This is a genomic window from Kocuria tytonicola, from assembly GCF_003687455.1.
Lineage (GTDB): Bacteria > Actinomycetota > Actinomycetes > Actinomycetales > Micrococcaceae > Kocuria > Kocuria tytonicola.
Genome location: NZ_PHOA01000046.1, coordinates 1 through 17,857 on the forward strand (window position 1 = coordinate 1; position 17,857 = coordinate 17,857).

Below are 17,857 nucleotides of genomic sequence, written 5' to 3' on the forward strand. Positions count from 1 at the left end.
CACCCTGCCCGCCCGCTCGGTCCGTTGCATCTGCTCCGTTATTGCAGAATCCGGTGCGCTGGCGTGCACTTGCTCCACACGACAGCATGGAGATCAGCCCAGTGTGCGGCGGAGACGGGCCAGCCATGTCTCCCGCCTGGCCGGGTTGCGGAGATCGTCCCAGGTGAGCACGGTGACGTCCCACCCCGCGTCACGCAGGAGGGACAGGCGGTACATCTCATCCCGGTACTGACCAATCTCCTGCGCATGCACGGCGCCGTTGTACTCGAGGGCGACCCGAGCGCCAGGCCATGCCAGGTCGAGGATGAAAGTGCGACCTGCCACGTCCACCGCGTGATTGAGGGCGGGCTCCGGCAGACCGTGACGGTCGATGACCAGGCGGGCCAGAGTCTCCGCCGGCGACCAGCAGGGGGATCGGGCATCCCGCCACGCCCGGTGCAGCCGAATGACCCCGCGGGCGTGAGGAGGGAGGGACTGCAAACACTCTTCCAGATGTCCTCGGGAGAACGTCAGGGGTTGTGAGGTCCCCAGAACGCAGAATCGAGTGGAGAGCAGCGCGTCCAGACAGGCCGTGATGCGCCACGGCGGGAGTATCAGGGCAAGCCGGGCCAGGGATTCCAGGGGATGGGCGATGCGGCTCCCCCACGGCCCCTCGAGATCCGGGAGGCCGTGCGACTTGGCGATTCTGATGCCTTCCTGCTGCGACTGGACCCGGTGGTCCGTCCACAGGAGCTCCACTCGCTGCTGCGCGGCAACGAGACCGTCGGCCGCAGACCGCGGGGCCACCTGCTTCCTCGGCTGTCGCCCTCGGCTGAGAACACCGTGCACCCACGGCTCGGTCCCGCCCACGGGGAGTCGTAGCAGCTCCAGCCCCCGCACACCGCTCACCACGAGCCCAGCCTGAGGACCGCACAGGTGCTTCTGCAGGAGAACTGCGCGCTCCACGTCCGTGAGCGGCTGGTCCTGGAGCACCCACAGTCCTCGTGCGAGTCACTGGATGCCCGGTGCTCCGAGCAGCTGGGAGGCCCGGCCACCCGCTTCTGAGGTGCTCACCACCGCGGGTTCGGAGGGGAACGGAACGGGTCGCTGCTGGTAGAACACCATGACCGGACTCTAGGAAAAATCGCTCCTGAGCGCGGCGGGTTGTCCACAGCCCTCGCCGGACGCCCGCGGAGGTTCCCGGACGCCGTCGGGCGGAGCAAATGCGCCGGAGAGGCCGGAAATCTGCAACAACGGAGCAAATGCAGCGCGGCGTTGCCCGAGCAGGTGAGCCCACGCCACGGCAGATGTGGCTGCGGACATGGCGGTGGCGGGCGTATTGCGGTCCCTGGTGTGGTTTCTGGCGGAGCAAATGCAGCGCGGCTCACTCACAACAGCATTAGCGGAGCAATTGCAACGGGGCATGGACGCGGGGCGGGAGCGCCGGTGGGTAGCCTGGGGCGGTGACTTCTTCCCAGACCGTCTTCTGCGCCCCGTCCGGTTCCGAGTGGTGGCGCGACGCCGTCATTTACCAGGTCTACCCGCGCTCCTTCAAGGACTCCAACGGTGACGGCATGGGTGATCTGGGCGGCGTGACCCAGAAGCTCCCCTACCTGCAGCGCCTGGGCGTGGATGCCGTGTGGCTCTCCCCGTTCTACCTCTCGCCGCAGCACGACGCCGGGTACGACGTCGCGGACTACCGCACCGTGGACCCCCGCTTCGGCACGCTCGAGGACTTCGACCGGATGCGCGAGGAAGCCCAGCGCCTGGGGCTGAAGGTGATCGTGGACCTGGTGCCCAACCACACCTCCGAGGACCACGAGTGGTTCCGGGCCGCTCTGGCCTCCGCACCCGGCTCCCCCGAGCGCGAGCGCTACATCTTCCGCGACGGCACCGGCGAGAACGGTGAGCAGCCGCCCAACAACTGGAACTCCGTCTTCGGCGGACGTGCGTGGACCCGGGTGCCGGACGGCCAGTGGTACCTGCACCTCTTCGACTCCTCCCAGCCGGACCTGAACTGGGAGAATCCGGAGGTGTGGGAGGAGTTCCGCGCCATCCTGCGGTTCTGGCTGGACCGCGGCGCGGACGGCTTCCGCGTGGACGTGGCCCACGGCATGATCAAGGCGGACGGCCTGCCGGACTGGGACGAGCAGGTCCACATGGTGGAGGGCACCACGGAGGACGACGACGCCCCGGCCACCGGCACCGCGCAGGCCACCTCCTCGGCGGCCACCGCCCAGGACACCCTCGGCCCGGAGACGGTGGGCACGGAGCAGGGCACCTCCCCCACCGGCGACTCCCCGACGGACACCCCTCTCGCCGCCGCGCCCGGCCCCGAAACCGTGGGCGCCGAGCAGGGGGCGGCCTCCGGCGTGGAGGGTGCGGGCGGCGTCGTGCCCGGCGACGACGCCGGGGAGCCCGAGAAGACCATGGACACCGGCCCGTACTTCGACCAGGAGGGCGTGCACGAGATCTACCGCGACTGGCACCGCATCCTGGAGGAGTACCCCGGGGACCGGATGCTCGTGGTGGAGGCGTGGGTGGGCCCGCCGCCGCGCCTGGCCCGCTACGTGCGCCCGGACGAGGCGCAGCAGGCCTTCAACTTCGACTTCCTGGTGGCGGGCTGGCACCGGGACCGGATGCGGAACGTCATCGACGACTCCCTGCGTGCCAACTACGAGGTGGGTGCCCCCTGCACCTGGGTGCTCTCCAACCACGACACCGTGCGCCACGCCTCCCGCTACGGGCTGGGCTCCCGCACGGCGTACCCCAACGGCATCGGGGCGCAGGACGAGCAGCCGCTCCACGGCCAGGGCCTGCGCCGGGCCCGCGCCGCGGCGCTGGTGGAGCTCTCCCTGCCCGGTTCCGCGTACGTCTACCAGGGCGACGAGCTGGGCCTGCCGGAGCACACCGCGCTTCCCGACGACACCCGCGAGGACCCCGCGTTCCACCGCACCGGGGGCGCGGAGCTGGGGCGCGACGGCGCTCGCGTGCCGCTGCCCTGGTCTCCGGTGGGCGAGGGGCTGGGCTTCGGTCCGAACCCGTGGCTGCCGCAGCCGGAGTCTTTCAACGGGATCACCGTGGACCACCAGGAGGGCGATCCGCAGTCCACGCTGAACCTGTACCGGCGGGCCCTGCGGCTGCGCTCGGAGCTGGGGCTGGGCACCGCGGACTTCGCGTGGCACCCGCTGAGCGAGGACCGGGCCAACGTCCTCGCCTACATGCTGAGCACGGCGGACGGCCGCACGGTGATGGTCGCGGCGAACCTCGGGGAGGACGCCGTGGGCTTCGAGGAGCTCACCCGCGGCACGCAGCTGCTCACGAGCGGGCAGGACGCCGTGGTCACCGGCCGGCTCACGGTGGACAGCGCGGTGTGGCTCGCCCTCTGAGCCTCAGCGCGGGGACGCGGTGGCGCAGTGGGACTGCAGCCAGGCCTCTGCGGGCGCCAGCGCCTCGTGGACCTGCACGACCTCGGCCGGCTGCAGGGTGTCCCCCGCGTCCGCGAGGACCTTTCCGGCCTCCGCGAACGCGGGACGCACGGCGGCGGGCAGCTGGTCCTGCAGCTCGGTGAGGGACTCGCGGGCCTGGCGCACGGCGTCGTCGTCCGGGTGCTCGTCCTCCGCGTCGCCCGTGAGGGGGAGCAGCTCCAGCCCGCTGTAGGCCTCGGCGACGTCGAAGCAGGACTGCGTGTCCACCGGGGCGCCGGATGCGCTGGCCCCGGAGGGCGTGGGGGTGGGCGTCACGGGAGAGAGCTCGATCGCGGTGCTCCTGGTGGGGTGCTGCCCGCATCCGGTGAGCGCCAGGGAGAGGACCAGGGCGGCGAGTCCACCGAGCATGCGCCTGCGGTGCGTCATGGCGGCGCCCCTCCCGGTCGTGCGCGCGGCCCGCGCGCTGGTTCTCGTGGGCGGCCGGGTCCCCGGCACGGGGCCGCCCCGGAGACGCGGCACCGGAACGCCCGCGGTGGGGGACGGTACCGCCAGCAGACCCCACGGTAGAGCCGCAACCTCGGCGCAGGCTGAGGGTGCGGGGCGAGCCCACGATGTGTGGCCCGGGTGGACGAGTGCCCGCCGCGGCGGAGGAACGGGGCCAGCAGAACGGCCCCCGGACGGCACGAGCGGCCCCAGGGGCCCGGACAGCAAAGAACCCCCGCGTGTAGAAGCCACGCGGGGGTTCAGTGGCTCCGACCGGCGTCGATCCGGTGACCTTACGATTTTCAGTCGTACGCTCTACCAACTGAGCTACAGAGCCAGGCACTCCCGGGAGCAGAACTCTCGGTGATATGCCGCGACGGCGCGAAAAGTTGCCTTTTCATCGCCGTCTGAGCGACCCTGACGGGACTTGAACCCGCGACCTCCGCCGTGACAGGGCGGCGCGCTAACCAACTGCGCTACAGGGCCTTGGTTGTTTCCAACGAGTGGATATCCTACCAGGTCCAACGCTTCGCTGTGCAAATCGAGCGCCTGGCGGGCTTCCCCGTGGAAAACGTACCCCCAACGGGATTCGAACCCGTGCCGCCGCCGTGAAAGGGCGGTGTCCTAGGCCGCTAGACGATGGGGGCCAGAACCTCGTCCGGGCACTGCGCAGGCAGCACGGACGATGGACATCCAGTAGCTTAGAGCCAAAGACCCCGTTCCACAAACGGTCGTGGTATGGGGCGGTGCGGCGCCACGGGCTCTCAGACCGCCACGTCCGGGCGGTCCCCCAGCCGGGGATCCTCGAACCGCGGGACGATCATCGCGGGCCCGGTGCAGCTGTGGAGCACGCCCTGGGAGGTGGAGCCCAGCAGCATGCCCGCGAAGCCACCGCGGCCCCGGGTCCCCGTGACCACCAGCTGGTTCTGCGCGGAGCGCGCCACGAGCGTGTCGATGGGCGCCCCGTCCACCAGCTCGCCGGTGATCTCCAGCCCCGGGAAGTGTCCGCGCAGCCAGGCCACGCACGCCTCGAGCGCCGCGCGGACCTCTCCGCGCAGGTCGTCGAAGTCCACCGGCGAGGGCAGCCAGGCGTAGGACGCGGTCTCCGACGGCGCCGCGCACACCACGTGCAGGGGCACCCCCAGCTGCTCGGCCTCGTCCGCGGCCCACAGCATCGCGGAGCTCGCGTGCGCGGAGCCGTCCGAGCCCACGGTCACGCCGTCCACGAAAGCCCGGTGGCGGCCCACGTTCTCGCTCACCCGGTAGTCGATCCCCCACTGCAGGGGAATGATGCCCACGGGGCAGTGGGCGTGGGCGGGCACCGCGGTGGACACCGAGCCCAGCAGGCGCCCGAGGAACCCGCCGCGACCGCTCGATCCCAGGACGAGTAACTGCGCGTGGCGGCTGAGCTCCACGAGCACCCCGGAGGGGTCCCCGGCCTCCACCGTGGAGAGGACCTCCACGTCCAGCTCTGCCACGCGGCGTCGGGCGTCCGCCACGAGCTCCTGGACGGCGCGGTTCACGGCGGCGTCGTCGAACGCGGCGTAGCCCACGTCGAAGGTGGAGCCGCCGACCATGGGGACCGTGTAGGCGGTGACCACGTGCAGCGGTGCGTCGCGGCGGCGGGCCTCCCGGGCCGCCCAGTGCAGGGCGCCCAGGCTCTGCTCGGAGCCGTCCACCCCCACGACGATCTCGGACTCGCGTGCGCTCATGGTGTTCCCTCCCGGACCGCGGACTGCTGCTTCCAGCCTAGCCCCGGCGGTGCCGATGGGAGGGGCGGCAGTGAGATGATGGGAGCGCCTGGAACCAGGGGATCGACGGCGCCTCGCCACCGCCCCCCGCCGCGCAGCCCTCCGCACCCGAGACGGGTCGCGGCGCGCACCGGACAGCAGCCGAGGGGGCACCCGTGCCCCGGAACGGAGACGGACCGTGAGCACACACGAAGCATCGGACGGGACCATGCCTGCCCGGGTCAGGGGCGGCACGTGGCGCTCGTGGGGCGGCAACCTCAGCGCGGAGCCCGCCGTCACCGTGCGCCCCGCGGGCTCGGACCAGGTGCTGGCCGTGCTGGCCGACGCCGCCCGCACCGGACTGCGGGTGCGTCCGGCCGGTTCGGGCCACAGCTGCAGTCCCCTGGTGCCCACCGGGGACGCCCTCCTGGACACCTCCGCCCTCACCGGTCTGGTGTCCGTGGACGAGGAGCACCAGCGCGTCACCGTCTTCGCCGGGACCACGCTGCAGGAGCTGAACCTGGTGCTGGAGGAGCACGGGCTCGCACTGGCGAACCTGCCGGACTCCTCCCACATGACCGTGGGCGGCGCGATCGCCACGGGAACGCACGGCACCGGCCTGGGCCAGCCGTCCCTGGGTGGCCAGGTGATCGGGGTCAGCATGGTCACACCCGGCGGTGACGTGGTTTCGTGCTCCGAGTCCCACCGCCCGGACCTGCTCGCGGCGGCCCGCACGCACCTCGGGGTGCTGGGCGTGCTCGTCTCGGTGACCCTGCAGTGCGTGAACGCGTTCCGGCTGCACTGCGCGGAGTTCCGCGAGCCCCTGGACCCCCTGCTGGACACCCTGCAGGAGCGGATGTCCGCGGCGGACCACGTGGAGTTCTCCTGGATGCCTGGCACCACCACGGCCCACACCCGCATCCTGAGCCGCCTGCACCGGCTCCCGGACGAGTACACCCGCCCGGCCTCCCCGATCTCCCGTGCCCTGCGCCGCGCGGACGACGCCGTTCTGCGCACCTCCCTGACCGCCGGCCTGGGCCGCGTGGGGAACCTGCTGCCGCGCGCCGTGAACGGGCTCAACAGGATCGAGTCCCTCGCGGAGAGCTCACGGCGCTACACGGACGTCTCCTACCGGGTGTTCACCGTGGCCCGCCCCGTGCGCTACGTCTCCGCCGAGTACGGACTGCCCCTGGAGAACACGGTCCCCGCCTTCCGGGAGCTGCGCACGCTCGTGGAAGCCCACGGCTACGACCTCTCGTTCCCGCTGACCGTGCGCTGCTCCCCGCCGGACCCGGCGCTGCTCTCCCCCGCCGCGGGGCGGTACACGGGCTGGATCAACCTGCGCCAGTACGGGAAACGGCCCCGCCAGAGCTTCCTCACCGCGGCCGAGCAGATCCTGGTGGACCACGGTGGCCGCCCCCACTGGGGCACGCTGCACACCCGCACCGCCGCGGACCTCGCCCCCTGCTACCCGCGCTGGGAGGACTTCCTGGCGGCGCGCGCGGAGCTGGACCCCGAGGGGCTGCTGCTCAACGAGCACACGCGCACCCTGCTGGGGGTCTGAGCACCGGGGCCGGGGGCCCGCCACCACATGCCCGACGCACCGTCCCACCGGCCACCAGGGGACGGTGCGTCGTCGCGGGGTGCGCCCCCGGCCGGCGCCTGCCCGGTGGGGCTACTGCCCCGCGCCGCTGCGGGACACGGAGATCATCTCGTCCCGCTCCACCACCTTGACGCGCTCACGGGGGTTGCCCTCGGCGTCGTGGGAGGACTGCCCCAGGCTCTGCTCGTACTCGTCCAGGGCCAGCCAGCCGTCCCACGTGGTGTACGCGACGCCCTTGCCGTCCAGCAGCTCCACCACGGCCTGCGGGTCCGGGTTCTCGGGATCCGCGAGCGCCGCCCGGTCCTCCACCAGGTGGGTGACGGTCTCCAGGGCGTCGGACTTGGTGGCGCCGATCAGGCCCACGGGGCCGCGCTTGATCCAGCCGGTGGCGTACACGCCGGGGACGGGAGCGCCGTCGGCGTCCACCACACGGCCCTCCTGGTTGAGGATCACGCCGCGTTCGGGGTCGAACGGGAGCTCGGGCAGCGGCGAGCCCAGGTAGCCGATCGCGTGGTAGACGGCCTGCACCGGGTACTCGGTGTACTCGCCGGTGCCCGTGACGGAGGCGTCCCCGTTGAGCCGGGTGCGCTCCATGCGGATGGCCCGGACCTTGCCGTCCTCGTCCCCGAGGATCTCGTCCGGGGTCTGCAGGAAGTGCAGGTGCAGCCGGCGGGAGGCCGTCCTGGGCGAGTCGTCCTCGCGCCACTTCTGCAGGGTCTTCATCATGACCTTGGTCTGGTTGTTCTCGGTCATGGCCTTCTCGGAGGCCTCGTCGAACTGGAAGTCCTCGTCGTAGACCACGATGTCCACGTCCCGGGACTTGGCCAGCTCGCGCAGCTCCAGCGGCGTGAACTTGATCTGGGCGGGGCCGCGGCGGCCGAAGATGTGCACGTCCGTGACGGGGGACTCCTTCAGCCCCTGGTACACGTTGCCCGGGATCTCGGTCACGAGCATGTCGTCCGCGTGCTTGGAGAGCACCCGTGCCACGTCCAGGGCCACGTTGCCGTTGCCGATGACCGCGATCTCCTTCGCGTTCAGGGGCCACGTGCGGGGGTAGTCCGGGTGGCCGTCGTACCACGCCACGAAGCGCGCGGCGCCGTAGGAGCCGTCCAGGTCCGCACCGGGGATGTCCAGCGGAGCGTCGTTGACCGCGCCCGTGGCGAAGATGACGGCGTCGTAGTGCGTGAGGAACTCGCCCAGGATGAGGTCCTTGCCGTACTCCACGTTGCCGAAGAACCGGATGTCCCCGCGGCCCAGGATGGAGCGCAGCGCCGTGATGATGCCCTTGATGCGGGGGTGGTCCGGGGCCACGCCGTAGCGGATGAGTCCGAACGGGGTGGGGTAGCGGTCGAACAGGTCCACGCTGACCTCGAGCTCGCCCTCACGCACCGCGTCGGTCTTGGTGAGCATGTCCGCGGCGTAGATCCCGGCCGGTCCGGCGCCGATCACGGCCACGCGCAGCGGACGCGGGGAGGAGGGGGTTGTCACGGTGGTGATTCCTTTCGACGCGCACGCGGGATGGGCGTGCTGGCAGGGACTGGGATCAACGGTAGTGAACCGTGGTCAGTCTTGCCTAACCACGGCTCCGCCCACGGCGGGCGGGCAGGGGACCGGAGCCCGCGGGCGCGGGGTGGGACAGCGGCGTCGGCGTAGTATTTCTACACAAACGCCCCCACCTGTTTCCCAAGGTGCCCCGCGCGCACCCACCCGTGAGGATCCGCATGTCGTCAGCCACCCCGCCCACCACTCGCAGCGAGCCCCGTGGCGGGCTGGACCGCTTCTTCTCCATCACCCGGCGCGGCTCCACCGTGGGCCGGGAGGTCCGCGGCGGCGTGGCCACGTTCATCGCCATGAGCTACATCGTGGTGCTCAACCCCCTGGTGCTCGGCCACGGCCCGGACGGTGCGGGCAACGTGCTGGGCGGCGAGCGCGTGGCCGCCATGACCGCGCTGGTGGCCGGTGTGCTCACCATCCTCATGGGCGTGTGGGCCAAGTCCCCGTTCGGTCTGGCCACGGGGCTGGGGGTGAACGCGTTCCTGGCCGTCACGATCGCCACCAACCCCGGGCTCACGTGGCCGCAGGTGATGGGCCTGGTGATCTGGGCCGGTGTGATCATGGTGGTGCTGGTGCTCACCGGGTTCCGCACCGCCGTGTTCAACGCGGTGCCGGACTCGCTGAAGACGGCCATCGTGGTGGGGATCGGGCTGTTCATCGCGCTGATCGGGTTCGTGAACGCAGGGTTCGTGCGCCGCATCCCGGACGCCGCCCACACCACGGTGCCCGTGCAGCTGGGCGTGGGCGGTGAGCTGCTCGGCTGGCCCACGCTCACCTTCGTGGTGGGGCTGCTGCTGACGGTCGCCCTGATGGTGCGCAACGTCAAGGGCGGGATCCTGATCTCCGTGGTGCTGACCACCGTCCTGGCGCACGTCCTGGAAGCGGTCTCCCCCAGCGGCTCCTCGGTGGACGACCCGCACGGGTGGTCGCTCGTGGTGCCCGCCACCCCCGAGAGCCTCTTCGCGGTCCCGGACCTCTCCCTGCTGGGCTCCGCGGCTCCGATCGACGCGTTCCGCCAGCTCGGGGGGATCGCCTGCCTGCTGCTGGTCTTCACCATCCTGCTGTCCATCTTCTTCGATGCGATGGGCACCATGGTGGGGCTCTCCCAGCAGGCCGGCCTGGTGGCGGAGGACGGGCAGATCGAGAACATCAACCGCGTGCTGCTCGTGGATGCCGTGGGTGCCGTGGCGGGTGGCGCGGGGTCCGTGTCCTCCAACCAGATCTTCGTGGAGTCCTCCACGGGCATTGCCGAGGGTGCCCGCACCGGGCTGGCCAACGTGGTCACCGGTGCGCTGTTCCTGACCGCCATGTTCCTCACACCGCTGGTCAACGTGGTGCCCTTCGAGGCCGTGGCCCCCGCCATGGTGGTGGTGGGCTTCCTGATGGCCAAGAACGTGGTGGCCGTCGACTGGAACGACTGGGGTGTGGCCGTCCCCGCGTTCCTCACCTTCGCGGTCATGCCCTTCACGTACTCGATCGCCAACGGCATCGGCGCGGGCTTCGTCTCCTACGTGTTCATCCGCCTGGTCCAGGGCCGTGCGAAGGACGTGCACCCGCTCATGTACGTGGTGGCCCTGGCGTTCGTGGCGTTCTTCGGGATCGGCGTGATCGAGGGCTGGGCGGGCTGATCCCGCTCCCCCGACGACGCCGCCGCGCGCCGCCTGGCGTCACACCCCCGGCCCCTCCGGGACCGGGTCCGCGGGCTTGTCGTGCCACGGGCCGGTGTCCCCCGCGAGCTCACGGCACCACGCCGTGTCCTTGTACTGGGCCGGCAGGGAGCCCCCGAGCAGCTCGCGACCCAGCGCGGCGGCGTCGGCGGAACCGGCCGCAGGAAGCGGTGCGTGGGACGCCGCGAGCACCACGTTGCCGTAGCGGCGGCCCTTGAGCATGGCGGGGTCCGCGACCGCGGCCACGTGCTCGAAGACCTCCAGCAGCGCGGCGATCTCCGCGCGCGTGCCCTTGAGGTTGCGGGTGTCCCCCACGTTCAGCAGGTACAGCCCGTTCGGGGCGAGCACCCGGTCCACGTGCCGCGCGAACTCCACCGTGCGCAGGTGCCCCGGGGTCTGCTCCCCGGCGAAGACGTCCCGGATCACGACGTCCCGCGAGCCCGCCGTGAGCGACTCCGTGACCGCGCGCGCCTCCCCCGGGCGGATCCGCAGCAGCGGTGCGCGGGGCAGGTCCAGCCACTCGCGCACCAAGGTGGCCAGGGCGGCGTCGAGCTCCACGACCACCTGGCGCGCCTGCGGGTAGCGCCACGCGAGGTAGCGGGCCATGGTGCACGCCCCGCCGCCCAGGTGCAGCACGCGCAGCGCGGTGGGGTCCAGGTGGGCGCAGACGTGCTCCTCCAGCACCGTGGAGAACCAGCGCATGTACTCGAACTCCAGCTGGTCCGGGCGGTCCGGGACGATGTGCGAGGACGGCACCCCGTTCACCCGCAGCACCCACGCGCCCGGCACGTAGGCGTCCTGCTGCAGCTCCACCGTGCCCGTGTCCGTGACCCAGGTGCGCTCCACGAGGCCCGGTGCGTCCGACGACGCCGCCGCGCCGGCTTCAGCCCGCCCGTCCCGCTTCGAGTTCTTGCCGTGCTTCTTCCTGCTCACGGGGTGGGCAGCACCGTCACGACTGGGGCGCGGTGTCCGCGGCGCCGGACGTGATGCCGCGGCGCTCCTGCGAACGGCCGAGCTCGTGGCTGTGCAGCGCGGACTCCAGGCGTTCCAGCTTGCCCGTCAGCTCCCCCGTGTGGCCCGGGCGGATGTCCGCCTTGAGCACCAGGGACACCCGCGGACCGTACTCCGCCACTGCCGCGGTGGCCTCCTTGACCACGGCCATGCACTCGTCCCACTCACCCTCGATGGTGGTGAACATGGAATCGGTGCGGTTGGGCAGCCCGGACTCGCGCACCACGTGCACGGCTGCGGCCACGGCGTCGTGCACCGAGGCGTCCGGGTTGTCCCCGCCACTGGGCGAGACTGAGAAGGCGACCAACATGTGACCAGTGTGGCACCGGGGTGGCGGGAGCGCGACCCCCGGCGTGGGGTGTGGAGTTCCTAGACTGGGGGCACCACCGGTCGACCACGCAAGGGAGCACGTTCCATGACCCAGGGCATCTACATCTCCGCCATGACCCCGCTGAGCGGCAAGACGCTGGTGGCCCTGGGCCTCACGGACACCATGTTCCAGCGCACGGACGCGCTGGGCTTCTTCCGCCCGGTCTTCGACGGCGCGGCACCGGAGGAGGACTCCGTCCTGCAGCTCATGAAGCGCACGTTCGACCTCCCGGACTCCCGCTGCCGGGGTGCGATCTCCCTGGAGCGGACGCGCGAGATCCTCGCCTCCGGCGACCACGACGAGCTCGACTCCGCCGCCATGGCCGTCTACTCCGAGATGGCTCGTGAGTGCGACGTGATCGTGGTGGACGGCACGGACCTCGTGGCGCACAACGCCGCAACCGCCGAGTTCGACCTCAACGCGCGACTCGCCAACAACATGGGCTGCTCCGTGGCCGCGGTGATCAGCGCGCACGACTCCGAGCGGGTCAAGGACGTCCTCAACGCGATCGACGTGACCCGCACGGAGCTGCGTCAGGCCGGCTGCGACATCTACGCCGTGATCGTGAACCGCGCGGACCCCGCCCAGGCGGAGCAGATCCGGCAGCAGGCCAAGCCCGGCAACCACAACCTCCCGGCGTACGTGATCCCGGAGCTCCCCGCGATCTCCAACCCCACCGTGGCCGAGCTCGTGGACGCCCAGGGCTACGGCACGGACTTCAACGCCAGCTCCCTGGACCGTGACATCAAGGCCGTGAAGGTGGCCGCCATGACGGCGGGCAACTTCCTGGACCAGATGGCGGACGGGGACCTGGTGATCACCCCCGGGGACCGGACGGACGTGGTCTCCGCAACCCTGGCGTCGTCGTTGGCTCCCACGCTTCCCACGCCCGCGGGAATGCTGCTCACCGGCGGTTTCCGTCCCACCGGCGCCGTGGGCTCCCTGCTGGGTGCCGCGCCCTTCCCCGTGCTCGTGACCGAGGGGGACACCTTCACCACGGCGCAGGCGGTGGCCACGACCCGCGGCACGCTGGCGGGCGCCCACTCCCGCAAGATCGCCGCGGCGCGCGGCGCGTGGGCCGAGTACATCGACAGCGACGAGCTCTCCGGGCGCCTCACCCTCCCCCGCCCGGTCCGGCGCACGCCGCTGCGGTTCCTGCACGAGCTCGTGGAGTCGGCGCGCGCGGACCGCAAGCACGTGGTGCTCCCGGAGGGCGACGACCCCCGCATCCTGCGCGCCGCCGAGCTGATCCACCGCCGCAACTTCTGCGACCTCACGGTGCTGGGCGAGCCCGACGCCGTCCGCGCGCTCGCGCAGTCCGAGGGCATCGAGCTGGACTTCGACGCCGAGGACCTGAACCTCGTGGACTTCCAGCACGACGACGCCCTGCGCCACCGGTACGCGGACGAGTACGTGCGGCTGCGGGCCCACAAGGGTGTGAGCAGGGACCAGGCGCTGGAGCGCATGGCGGACGGCTCGTACTTCGGCACCATGATGGTGCAGCTGGGGGACGTGGACGGAATGGTCTCCGGGGCCGCCCACACCACCGCGAACACCATTCGCCCCGCCCTGGAGTTCGTGAAGACGCGCGAGGGCGTGAACATCGTCTCCTCGGTGTTCTTCATGCTGCTGGCGGACCGGGTGCTCGTCTACGGCGACTGCGCGGTGAATCCCAACCCGGACGAGCAGCAGCTCGCGGACATCGCTCTGGCCTCGGCCCAGACCGCCCGCGAGTTCGGCGTGGACCCCCGCGTGGCCATGCTGTCCTACTCCACCGGCGGCTCCGGCTCCGGCGAGGACGTGGAGCGTGTGCGCGCGGCCACGGAGATCGTGCGCTCCGCGGACCCGGACTTCGAGGTGGAGGGCCCCATCCAGTACGACGCCGCCGTGGACGCCTCGATCGCCAGGTCCAAGCTCCCCGGTTCCCACGTGGCGGGGAAAGCCACCGTGTTCGTGTTCCCGGACCTGAACACCGGCAACAACACCTACAAGGCCGTGCAGCAGTCCGCCGGCGCCGTGGCCGTGGGCCCCGTGCTGCAGGGGCTGCGCAAGCCCGTGAACGACCTCTCCCGCGGCTGCACCGTGGACGACATCGTCAACACCGTGGCCATCACGGCCATCCAGGCGCAGACGCTGTAGCCGCCCCGGGGCGCGGCAGCACCGGCGAACGGCCCCCGAGAGGCCGCGGCGCGGCGTCGTCGTCCGCCACGGCGTACTCCACCGCCGAGACCAGGATCCTCCACAACCCGCGGCGTCCGCGCCGCTGAAGGGACACACCATGCTCGTGCTCGTCGTCAACTGCGGCTCCTCCTCCATCAAGTACCAGGTGCGGGAGGTCACCCCGGAGGGCTCCGAGCCCAGCACCTACACGTCCTCCATGCCCGCGATCAACGAGAACGTGCCGCTGGCCACCGCCACGGCGGGCATGGCCGGCGGCGAGGTGGTCACCAAGGGGCTGATCGAGAACATCGGCACGTCCGAGATCGAGGACCACACCCAGGCGCTCGAGATCCTCGCGCAGCGCCTGGACGAGGAGCTCGGCGGGCGCACCATTGACGCCGCGGGCCACCGGGTGGTGCACGGTGGCGAACGCTTCTCCGCCCCCGTGCTGGTGAACAACGAGATCATCCGGGCCATCGAGCGGCTCGCGCCCCTGGCCCCGCTGCACAACCCCGCCCACGCGCTGGGGCTGCGCGCCATCCAGAGGACGTACCCGGGCATGCCCCAGGTGTGCGTGTTCGACACCGCGTTCCACCGGACCATGCCGGAGAAGGCCTGGCGATACGCCGTCCCCGAGGACTGGTACGAGATGCACGGGATGCGCCGCTACGGCTTCCACGGCACGTCCCACGACTACGTCACCGGCAAGGCGTGCGAGTTCCTGGGCATCCCGCGGGAGCAGTTCAACGCCGTGGTGGCCCACCTGGGCAACGGGGCCTCGGCCACCGCCATCCGCGGGGGCCGCTCCTTCGACACCTCCATGGGCTACACCCCCCTGGCCGGGTTGGTCATGGGCACCCGCAGCGGTGACCTGGACCCCTCCGTGGTCACCGCCATGCTCGAGCGCAACCCGGAGATGAGCGCCCAGGAGATGAACCGGATCCTCAACAACGAGTCCGGCCTGCAGGGCGTGTGCGGGGACTCGGACATGCGCGCCGTGCAGCAGCGCGCGGACTCCGGGGACCAGCGGGCACAGCTGGCCCTGGAGATGGCCGCGTACCGGCTGGCCAAGTACGTCGGCGGCTACCACGTGGCCGTGGGCGGGGCGCAGGCGCTGATCTTCACCGCGGGGATCGGGGAGAACTCCCCCGCGTTCCGCGCCCTGGTGTGCGACCAGCTCGGTGCACTCGGCATCACCCTGAACCCGGCGCTCAATGAGCACCCCGAGGGGGACGTGGCCCGCGTGAGCGCACCCGGTTCGGCCATCGAGGTCCTGGTGGTGGCCACGGATGAGGAGCGCGCCATTGCCGAGGCCACCGCGGCACTGATGTGGGAGCGCGTGAAGAACTGAGGCGCCGGTGCCGGGACCGGGGAGCGCTGTGACGGTCACCCGGCGGTCTCCCGGCCGGCCCCGGTTCTGGTTCCACGGCGGCGGCCGGTGCTGGCGCTGCCTCTGCTTCTGCTCCTAAGTGCAGCTCATGCCGCCTACTGAGCGGTAGGCGGCATGAGCTGCACTTGAAACTTGGGGAGTCCCGCGGACCGGCCGGTCAGCGGGACTTGGTGACCGGTTCCTCCGCGGACCACGGGAACACGATCCACTCGTCCGTGGACTTCCAGGAGAAGTCGGGGCGAACCTCCGAGCGCGGCTTCTCGTAGATCACGGCGGAACGGCACTCGGCGCCGTAGCCGCGCAGCAGTTCGAGGACCAGCGCGAGGGTGCGCCCGGAGTCCACGACGTCGTCCACCACCAGGACCTTCTTGTCGCTGATCGACTCGGTGTCCAGCATGGGCGCGAGCAGCACCGGGTCCGGCAGGGTCTCGTGGACGTCCGTGTAGAACTCGACGTTCACGGCGTCGGAGAGCTTCACGCCCATGGCATAGGACAGGGCGCCGGCGGGCAGCAGACCACCACGGGCCACCGCGATGATGATGTCCGGCTCGAAGTCCGAGTCCACGATCTGCTGGGCGAGTTCCCGGCTGGCAACGCCGAACCCCTCCCAGGTGAGGATTTCCTTGTTGTCCAGTTCGGTGGAGTCCGCGTGAAAGGCCATTCCCGTAGATTAGTCGGTTTTCGGGTCCCGGGCGCGCAGCACCGGCCCGGCGGCACGCGGGCACAGCCCCGGCCCGGGCGCCCACCCGCCTACACTGTGCGTGAGTCCACGTCTCCGTCCCCACCGAGGATCTCCATGTCCAGCAGCGCGCCGTCCGTCCTGTCCGATGAGCGGGGGTCCCGCCCCGAGGACGAACGGCTCGGCGCCGGGCGCACCGTGGTCTACGCCGTGCAGCACATCCTCACGATGTACGGCGGGCTCATCGCCGTCCCGCTGGTGGTCTCCAGTGCCGCGGGATACGACGCCGCCACCACCGCCCTGCTCGTGGCCGCGGCCCTGTTCGTGGGCGGGTTCGCCACGTTCCTGCAGGCGTGGGGGCTGCCGCGGATCGGATCTCAGCTCCCGCTCGTGCAGGGTGTCTCCTTCACGGGCATCGCCACGATGCTCTCGGTGCTCGCCACGGGCGGCGGCATCCAGTCCGTGATGGGCTCCATCATGGTGGCCTCCGCGTTCGGCTTCCTGGTGGCCCCGTTCTTCGCGCGGGTGCTGCGTTTCTTCCCTCCCGTGGTGACGGGCTCCATCATCACGACCATCGGCATCACCCTGGTGCCCGTGGCGGCGTCGTGGTCCATGGGCGGGAACGAGAAGGCCCCGGACTTCGGCGCCCTGCCCAACATCGCGCTGGCCGGGTTCACCCTGCTGGCCGTGCTGCTGCTCTCCAAGTTCGGTGGCGCGGTGCTGTCCCGGCTGGCCATCCTGGTGGCCATCGTGGCGGGCACGCTGCTGGCCTGGGTCCTCGGCATGGCCGACTTCTCACATGTGGGCGACGGCGCGTGGGTGGCGCTGCCCTCCCCGTTCCACTTCGGTGCGCCCACGTTCCACCTGGCGGCGATCGCGGCCATGGCCATCGTGATCCTGGTGAACATGGCGGAGACCACGGCGGACATCCTGGCGCTGTCCGAGGTCACGGGCTCCCGCATCAACTCGGCCCGCATCGCGGACGGGCTGCGCGCGGACATGCTGTCCTCCGCCGTGGCCCCCGTGTTCAACTCCTTCACGCAGACGGCCTTCGTGCAGAACGTGGGTCTCGTGGCCATCACCAAGGTCAAGAGCCGCTACGTGGTGGCCCTGGGCGGCGTGTTCATGGTGCTGCTGGGGCTGCTGCCCGTGCTCGGCCGGGTGATCGCCGCCATCCCGCTGCCCGTGATGGGCGGTGCCGGGTTCGTGCTGTTCGGCACGGTGATGTCCTCCGGCATCCGCACGCTGGCCCGCGTGGACTACCGCGGCGGCATGAACCTCATCATCGTGGCGGTCTCCCTGTCCTTCGGCATGGTGCCCATCGTGGCCCCGGACTTCTACGCCGCGTTCCCGTCCTGGGTGGGCATCATCTTCTCCTCCGGGATCTCCTCCGCCGCCGTGGCGGCGCTCGTGATGAACTTCTTCTTCAACGAGCTGAGCGTCCACAAGAGTTCCACGGAGGCCATGGGAATGGGCACCGTGGGGCTGCGCGTCCTGTCCCCGCGGGAGGCCGGCGCCCTGCAGGACGGCGACCAGTTCGTGGACGGCCGCCTGCTGGACGCCCAGGGGCGGGAGATCCCGTTCGCCTCGTCCCAGGAGCAGTACGAGTCCGTGCGCGAGCGCATCAACGCGGGCGAGCTGACCTCCCTGGACGACATCCGCCGCGCCCTGGACGACTAGGGCGTGTCTGACAAAGCCTTCGTCCAGGTGATGACGGAGTGCAGGATGATGGCGGCGCGGTAGGTCACAGCGTGTTTGTCGTACCGGGTTGCGATGGCGCGCCATTGTTTGAGGTGGCAGTAG

The 17,857-nt window shown here is 71.2% G+C and carries 13 protein-coding genes, 3 tRNA genes and 1 pseudogene; 6 read left to right on the forward strand and 11 right to left on the reverse strand.

The features are described 5' to 3' along the window. Window positions 1-93 precede the first annotated feature (93 nt). Entirely contained in the window at window positions 94-972 is an 879-nt protein-coding gene (locus CWC38_RS06650) for a putative endonuclease domain-containing protein (protein ID WP_240625095.1), read from the reverse strand. A gap of 470 nt (window positions 973-1,442) precedes the next feature. Between CWC38_RS06650 and CWC38_RS06655 the strand changes: the two genes are divergently transcribed. Continuing rightward, window positions 1,443-3,368 (forward strand): glycoside hydrolase family 13 protein, encoded by a 1,926-nt coding sequence (locus tag CWC38_RS06655; RefSeq protein ID WP_121846027.1) that lies wholly within the window; start codon window positions 1,443-1,445, stop codon window positions 3,366-3,368. Between the two features lie 3 nt (window positions 3,369-3,371). Here CWC38_RS06655 and CWC38_RS06660 read toward each other — a convergent pair whose 3' ends face one another. The 5 genes from CWC38_RS06660 to CWC38_RS06680 all read right to left on the reverse strand — a co-directional run bounded on the left by CWC38_RS06660 (window position 3,372) and on the right by CWC38_RS06680 (window position 5,602). Beyond that, complete coding sequence (locus CWC38_RS06660; protein ID WP_121846028.1) at window positions 3,372-3,833, reverse strand: hypothetical protein; 462 nt, start codon at window positions 3,831-3,833, stop codon at window positions 3,372-3,374. A 321-nt stretch (window positions 3,834-4,154) separates the two neighbouring features. Beyond that, window positions 4,155-4,227: transfer RNA gene (locus tag CWC38_RS06665), tRNA-Phe, on the reverse strand. 75 nt (window positions 4,228-4,302) lie between these two features. Continuing rightward, window positions 4,303-4,376, reverse strand: a tRNA-Asp gene (locus CWC38_RS06670). Window positions 4,377-4,464: 88 nt separating this feature from the next. Beyond that, window positions 4,465-4,537, reverse strand: a tRNA-Glu gene (locus CWC38_RS06675). 117 nt (window positions 4,538-4,654) lie between these two features. Further along, window positions 4,655-5,602, reverse strand: a complete 948-nt coding sequence (locus tag CWC38_RS06680) for a universal stress protein (RefSeq protein WP_121846029.1) — start codon at window positions 5,600-5,602, stop codon at window positions 4,655-4,657. Between the two features lie 217 nt (window positions 5,603-5,819). Between CWC38_RS06680 and CWC38_RS06685 the strand changes: the two genes are divergently transcribed. Continuing rightward, window positions 5,820-7,184 (forward strand): D-arabinono-1,4-lactone oxidase, encoded by a 1,365-nt coding sequence (locus CWC38_RS06685; RefSeq protein WP_240625097.1) that lies wholly within the window; start codon window positions 5,820-5,822, stop codon window positions 7,182-7,184. A gap of 111 nt (window positions 7,185-7,295) precedes the next feature. Here CWC38_RS06685 and CWC38_RS06690 read toward each other — a convergent pair whose 3' ends face one another. Then, window positions 7,296-8,720 carry an FAD-dependent oxidoreductase gene (locus tag CWC38_RS06690; RefSeq protein ID WP_206059870.1) on the reverse strand — a complete coding sequence of 475 codons (1,425 nt, stop codon included), beginning with the start codon at window positions 8,718-8,720 and terminating at the stop codon, window positions 7,296-7,298. A 224-nt stretch (window positions 8,721-8,944) separates the two neighbouring features. Here CWC38_RS06690 and CWC38_RS06695 point away from each other — a divergent pair, with 224 nt between their 5' ends. Then, window positions 8,945-10,405 carry an NCS2 family permease gene (locus CWC38_RS06695; RefSeq protein ID WP_165860364.1) on the forward strand — a complete coding sequence of 487 codons (1,461 nt, stop codon included), beginning with the start codon at window positions 8,945-8,947 and terminating at the stop codon, window positions 10,403-10,405. 39 nt (window positions 10,406-10,444) lie between these two features. On the opposite strand, the gene CWC38_RS06700 is transcribed toward CWC38_RS06695, so the two are convergent. Both CWC38_RS06700 and CWC38_RS06705 read right to left on the reverse strand, forming a co-directional pair. Continuing rightward, entirely contained in the window at window positions 10,445-11,377 is a 933-nt protein-coding gene (locus tag CWC38_RS06700) for a spermidine synthase (RefSeq protein WP_121846033.1), read from the reverse strand. 16 nt (window positions 11,378-11,393) lie between these two features. Beyond that, window positions 11,394-11,765, reverse strand: coding sequence for a thiamine-binding protein (locus CWC38_RS06705; protein WP_121846034.1), 372 nt, complete (start codon window positions 11,763-11,765; stop codon window positions 11,394-11,396). Window positions 11,766-11,870: 105 nt separating this feature from the next. Here CWC38_RS06705 and pta point away from each other — a divergent pair, with 105 nt between their 5' ends. Next, complete coding sequence (pta, locus tag CWC38_RS06710; RefSeq protein WP_121846035.1) at window positions 11,871-13,964, forward strand: phosphate acetyltransferase; 2,094 nt, start codon at window positions 11,871-11,873, stop codon at window positions 13,962-13,964. Window positions 13,965-14,103: 139 nt separating this feature from the next. Further along, the gene (locus tag CWC38_RS06715; protein ID WP_121846036.1) at window positions 14,104-15,336 is read left to right on the forward strand and encodes an acetate/propionate family kinase; all 1,233 of its coding nucleotides are present in this window, start codon (window positions 14,104-14,106) and stop codon (window positions 15,334-15,336) included. Window positions 15,337-15,532: 196 nt separating this feature from the next. Here CWC38_RS06715 and CWC38_RS06720 read toward each other — a convergent pair whose 3' ends face one another. Then, a complete protein-coding gene (locus tag CWC38_RS06720; protein ID WP_121846037.1) occupies window positions 15,533-16,036 on the reverse strand; it encodes a phosphoribosyltransferase in 504 nt (167 codons plus the stop codon). Between the two features lie 135 nt (window positions 16,037-16,171). Between CWC38_RS06720 and CWC38_RS06725 the strand changes: the two genes are divergently transcribed. Next, complete coding sequence (locus CWC38_RS06725) at window positions 16,172-17,734, forward strand: nucleobase:cation symporter-2 family protein (protein WP_121846038.1); 1,563 nt, start codon at window positions 16,172-16,174, stop codon at window positions 17,732-17,734. On the opposite strand, the pseudogene CWC38_RS12385 reads toward CWC38_RS06725, so the two are convergent. Next, window positions 17,731-17,857, reverse strand: a pseudogene (locus CWC38_RS12385) (IS5/IS1182 family transposase); the annotation flags it as partial. The gene CWC38_RS06725 and the pseudogene CWC38_RS12385 sit on opposite strands and share 4 nt — an antisense overlap.

Excerpts from the sequence above, each read along its gene's own strand:
- CWC38_RS06660 (WP_121846028.1), bottom strand. The coding sequence starts at position 3,833 with ATGACGCACCGCAGGCGCATGCTCGGTGGACTCGCCGCCCTGGTCCTC.
- CWC38_RS06680 (WP_121846029.1), bottom strand. The coding sequence starts at position 5,602 with ATGAGCGCACGCGAGTCCGAGATCGTCGTGGGGGTGGACGGCTCCGAG.
- CWC38_RS06695 (WP_165860364.1), top strand. The coding sequence starts at position 8,945 with ATGTCGTCAGCCACCCCGCCCACCACTCGCAGCGAGCCCCGTGGCGGG.
- CWC38_RS06705 (WP_121846034.1), bottom strand. The coding sequence starts at position 11,765 with ATGTTGGTCGCCTTCTCAGTCTCGCCCAGTGGCGGGGACAACCCGGAC.
- pta (WP_121846035.1), top strand. The coding sequence starts at position 11,871 with ATGACCCAGGGCATCTACATCTCCGCCATGACCCCGCTGAGCGGCAAG.
- CWC38_RS06715 (WP_121846036.1), top strand. The coding sequence starts at position 14,104 with ATGCTCGTGCTCGTCGTCAACTGCGGCTCCTCCTCCATCAAGTACCAG.
- CWC38_RS06720 (WP_121846037.1), bottom strand. The coding sequence starts at position 16,036 with ATGGCCTTTCACGCGGACTCCACCGAACTGGACAACAAGGAAATCCTC.
- CWC38_RS06725 (WP_121846038.1), top strand. The coding sequence starts at position 16,172 with ATGTCCAGCAGCGCGCCGTCCGTCCTGTCCGATGAGCGGGGGTCCCGC.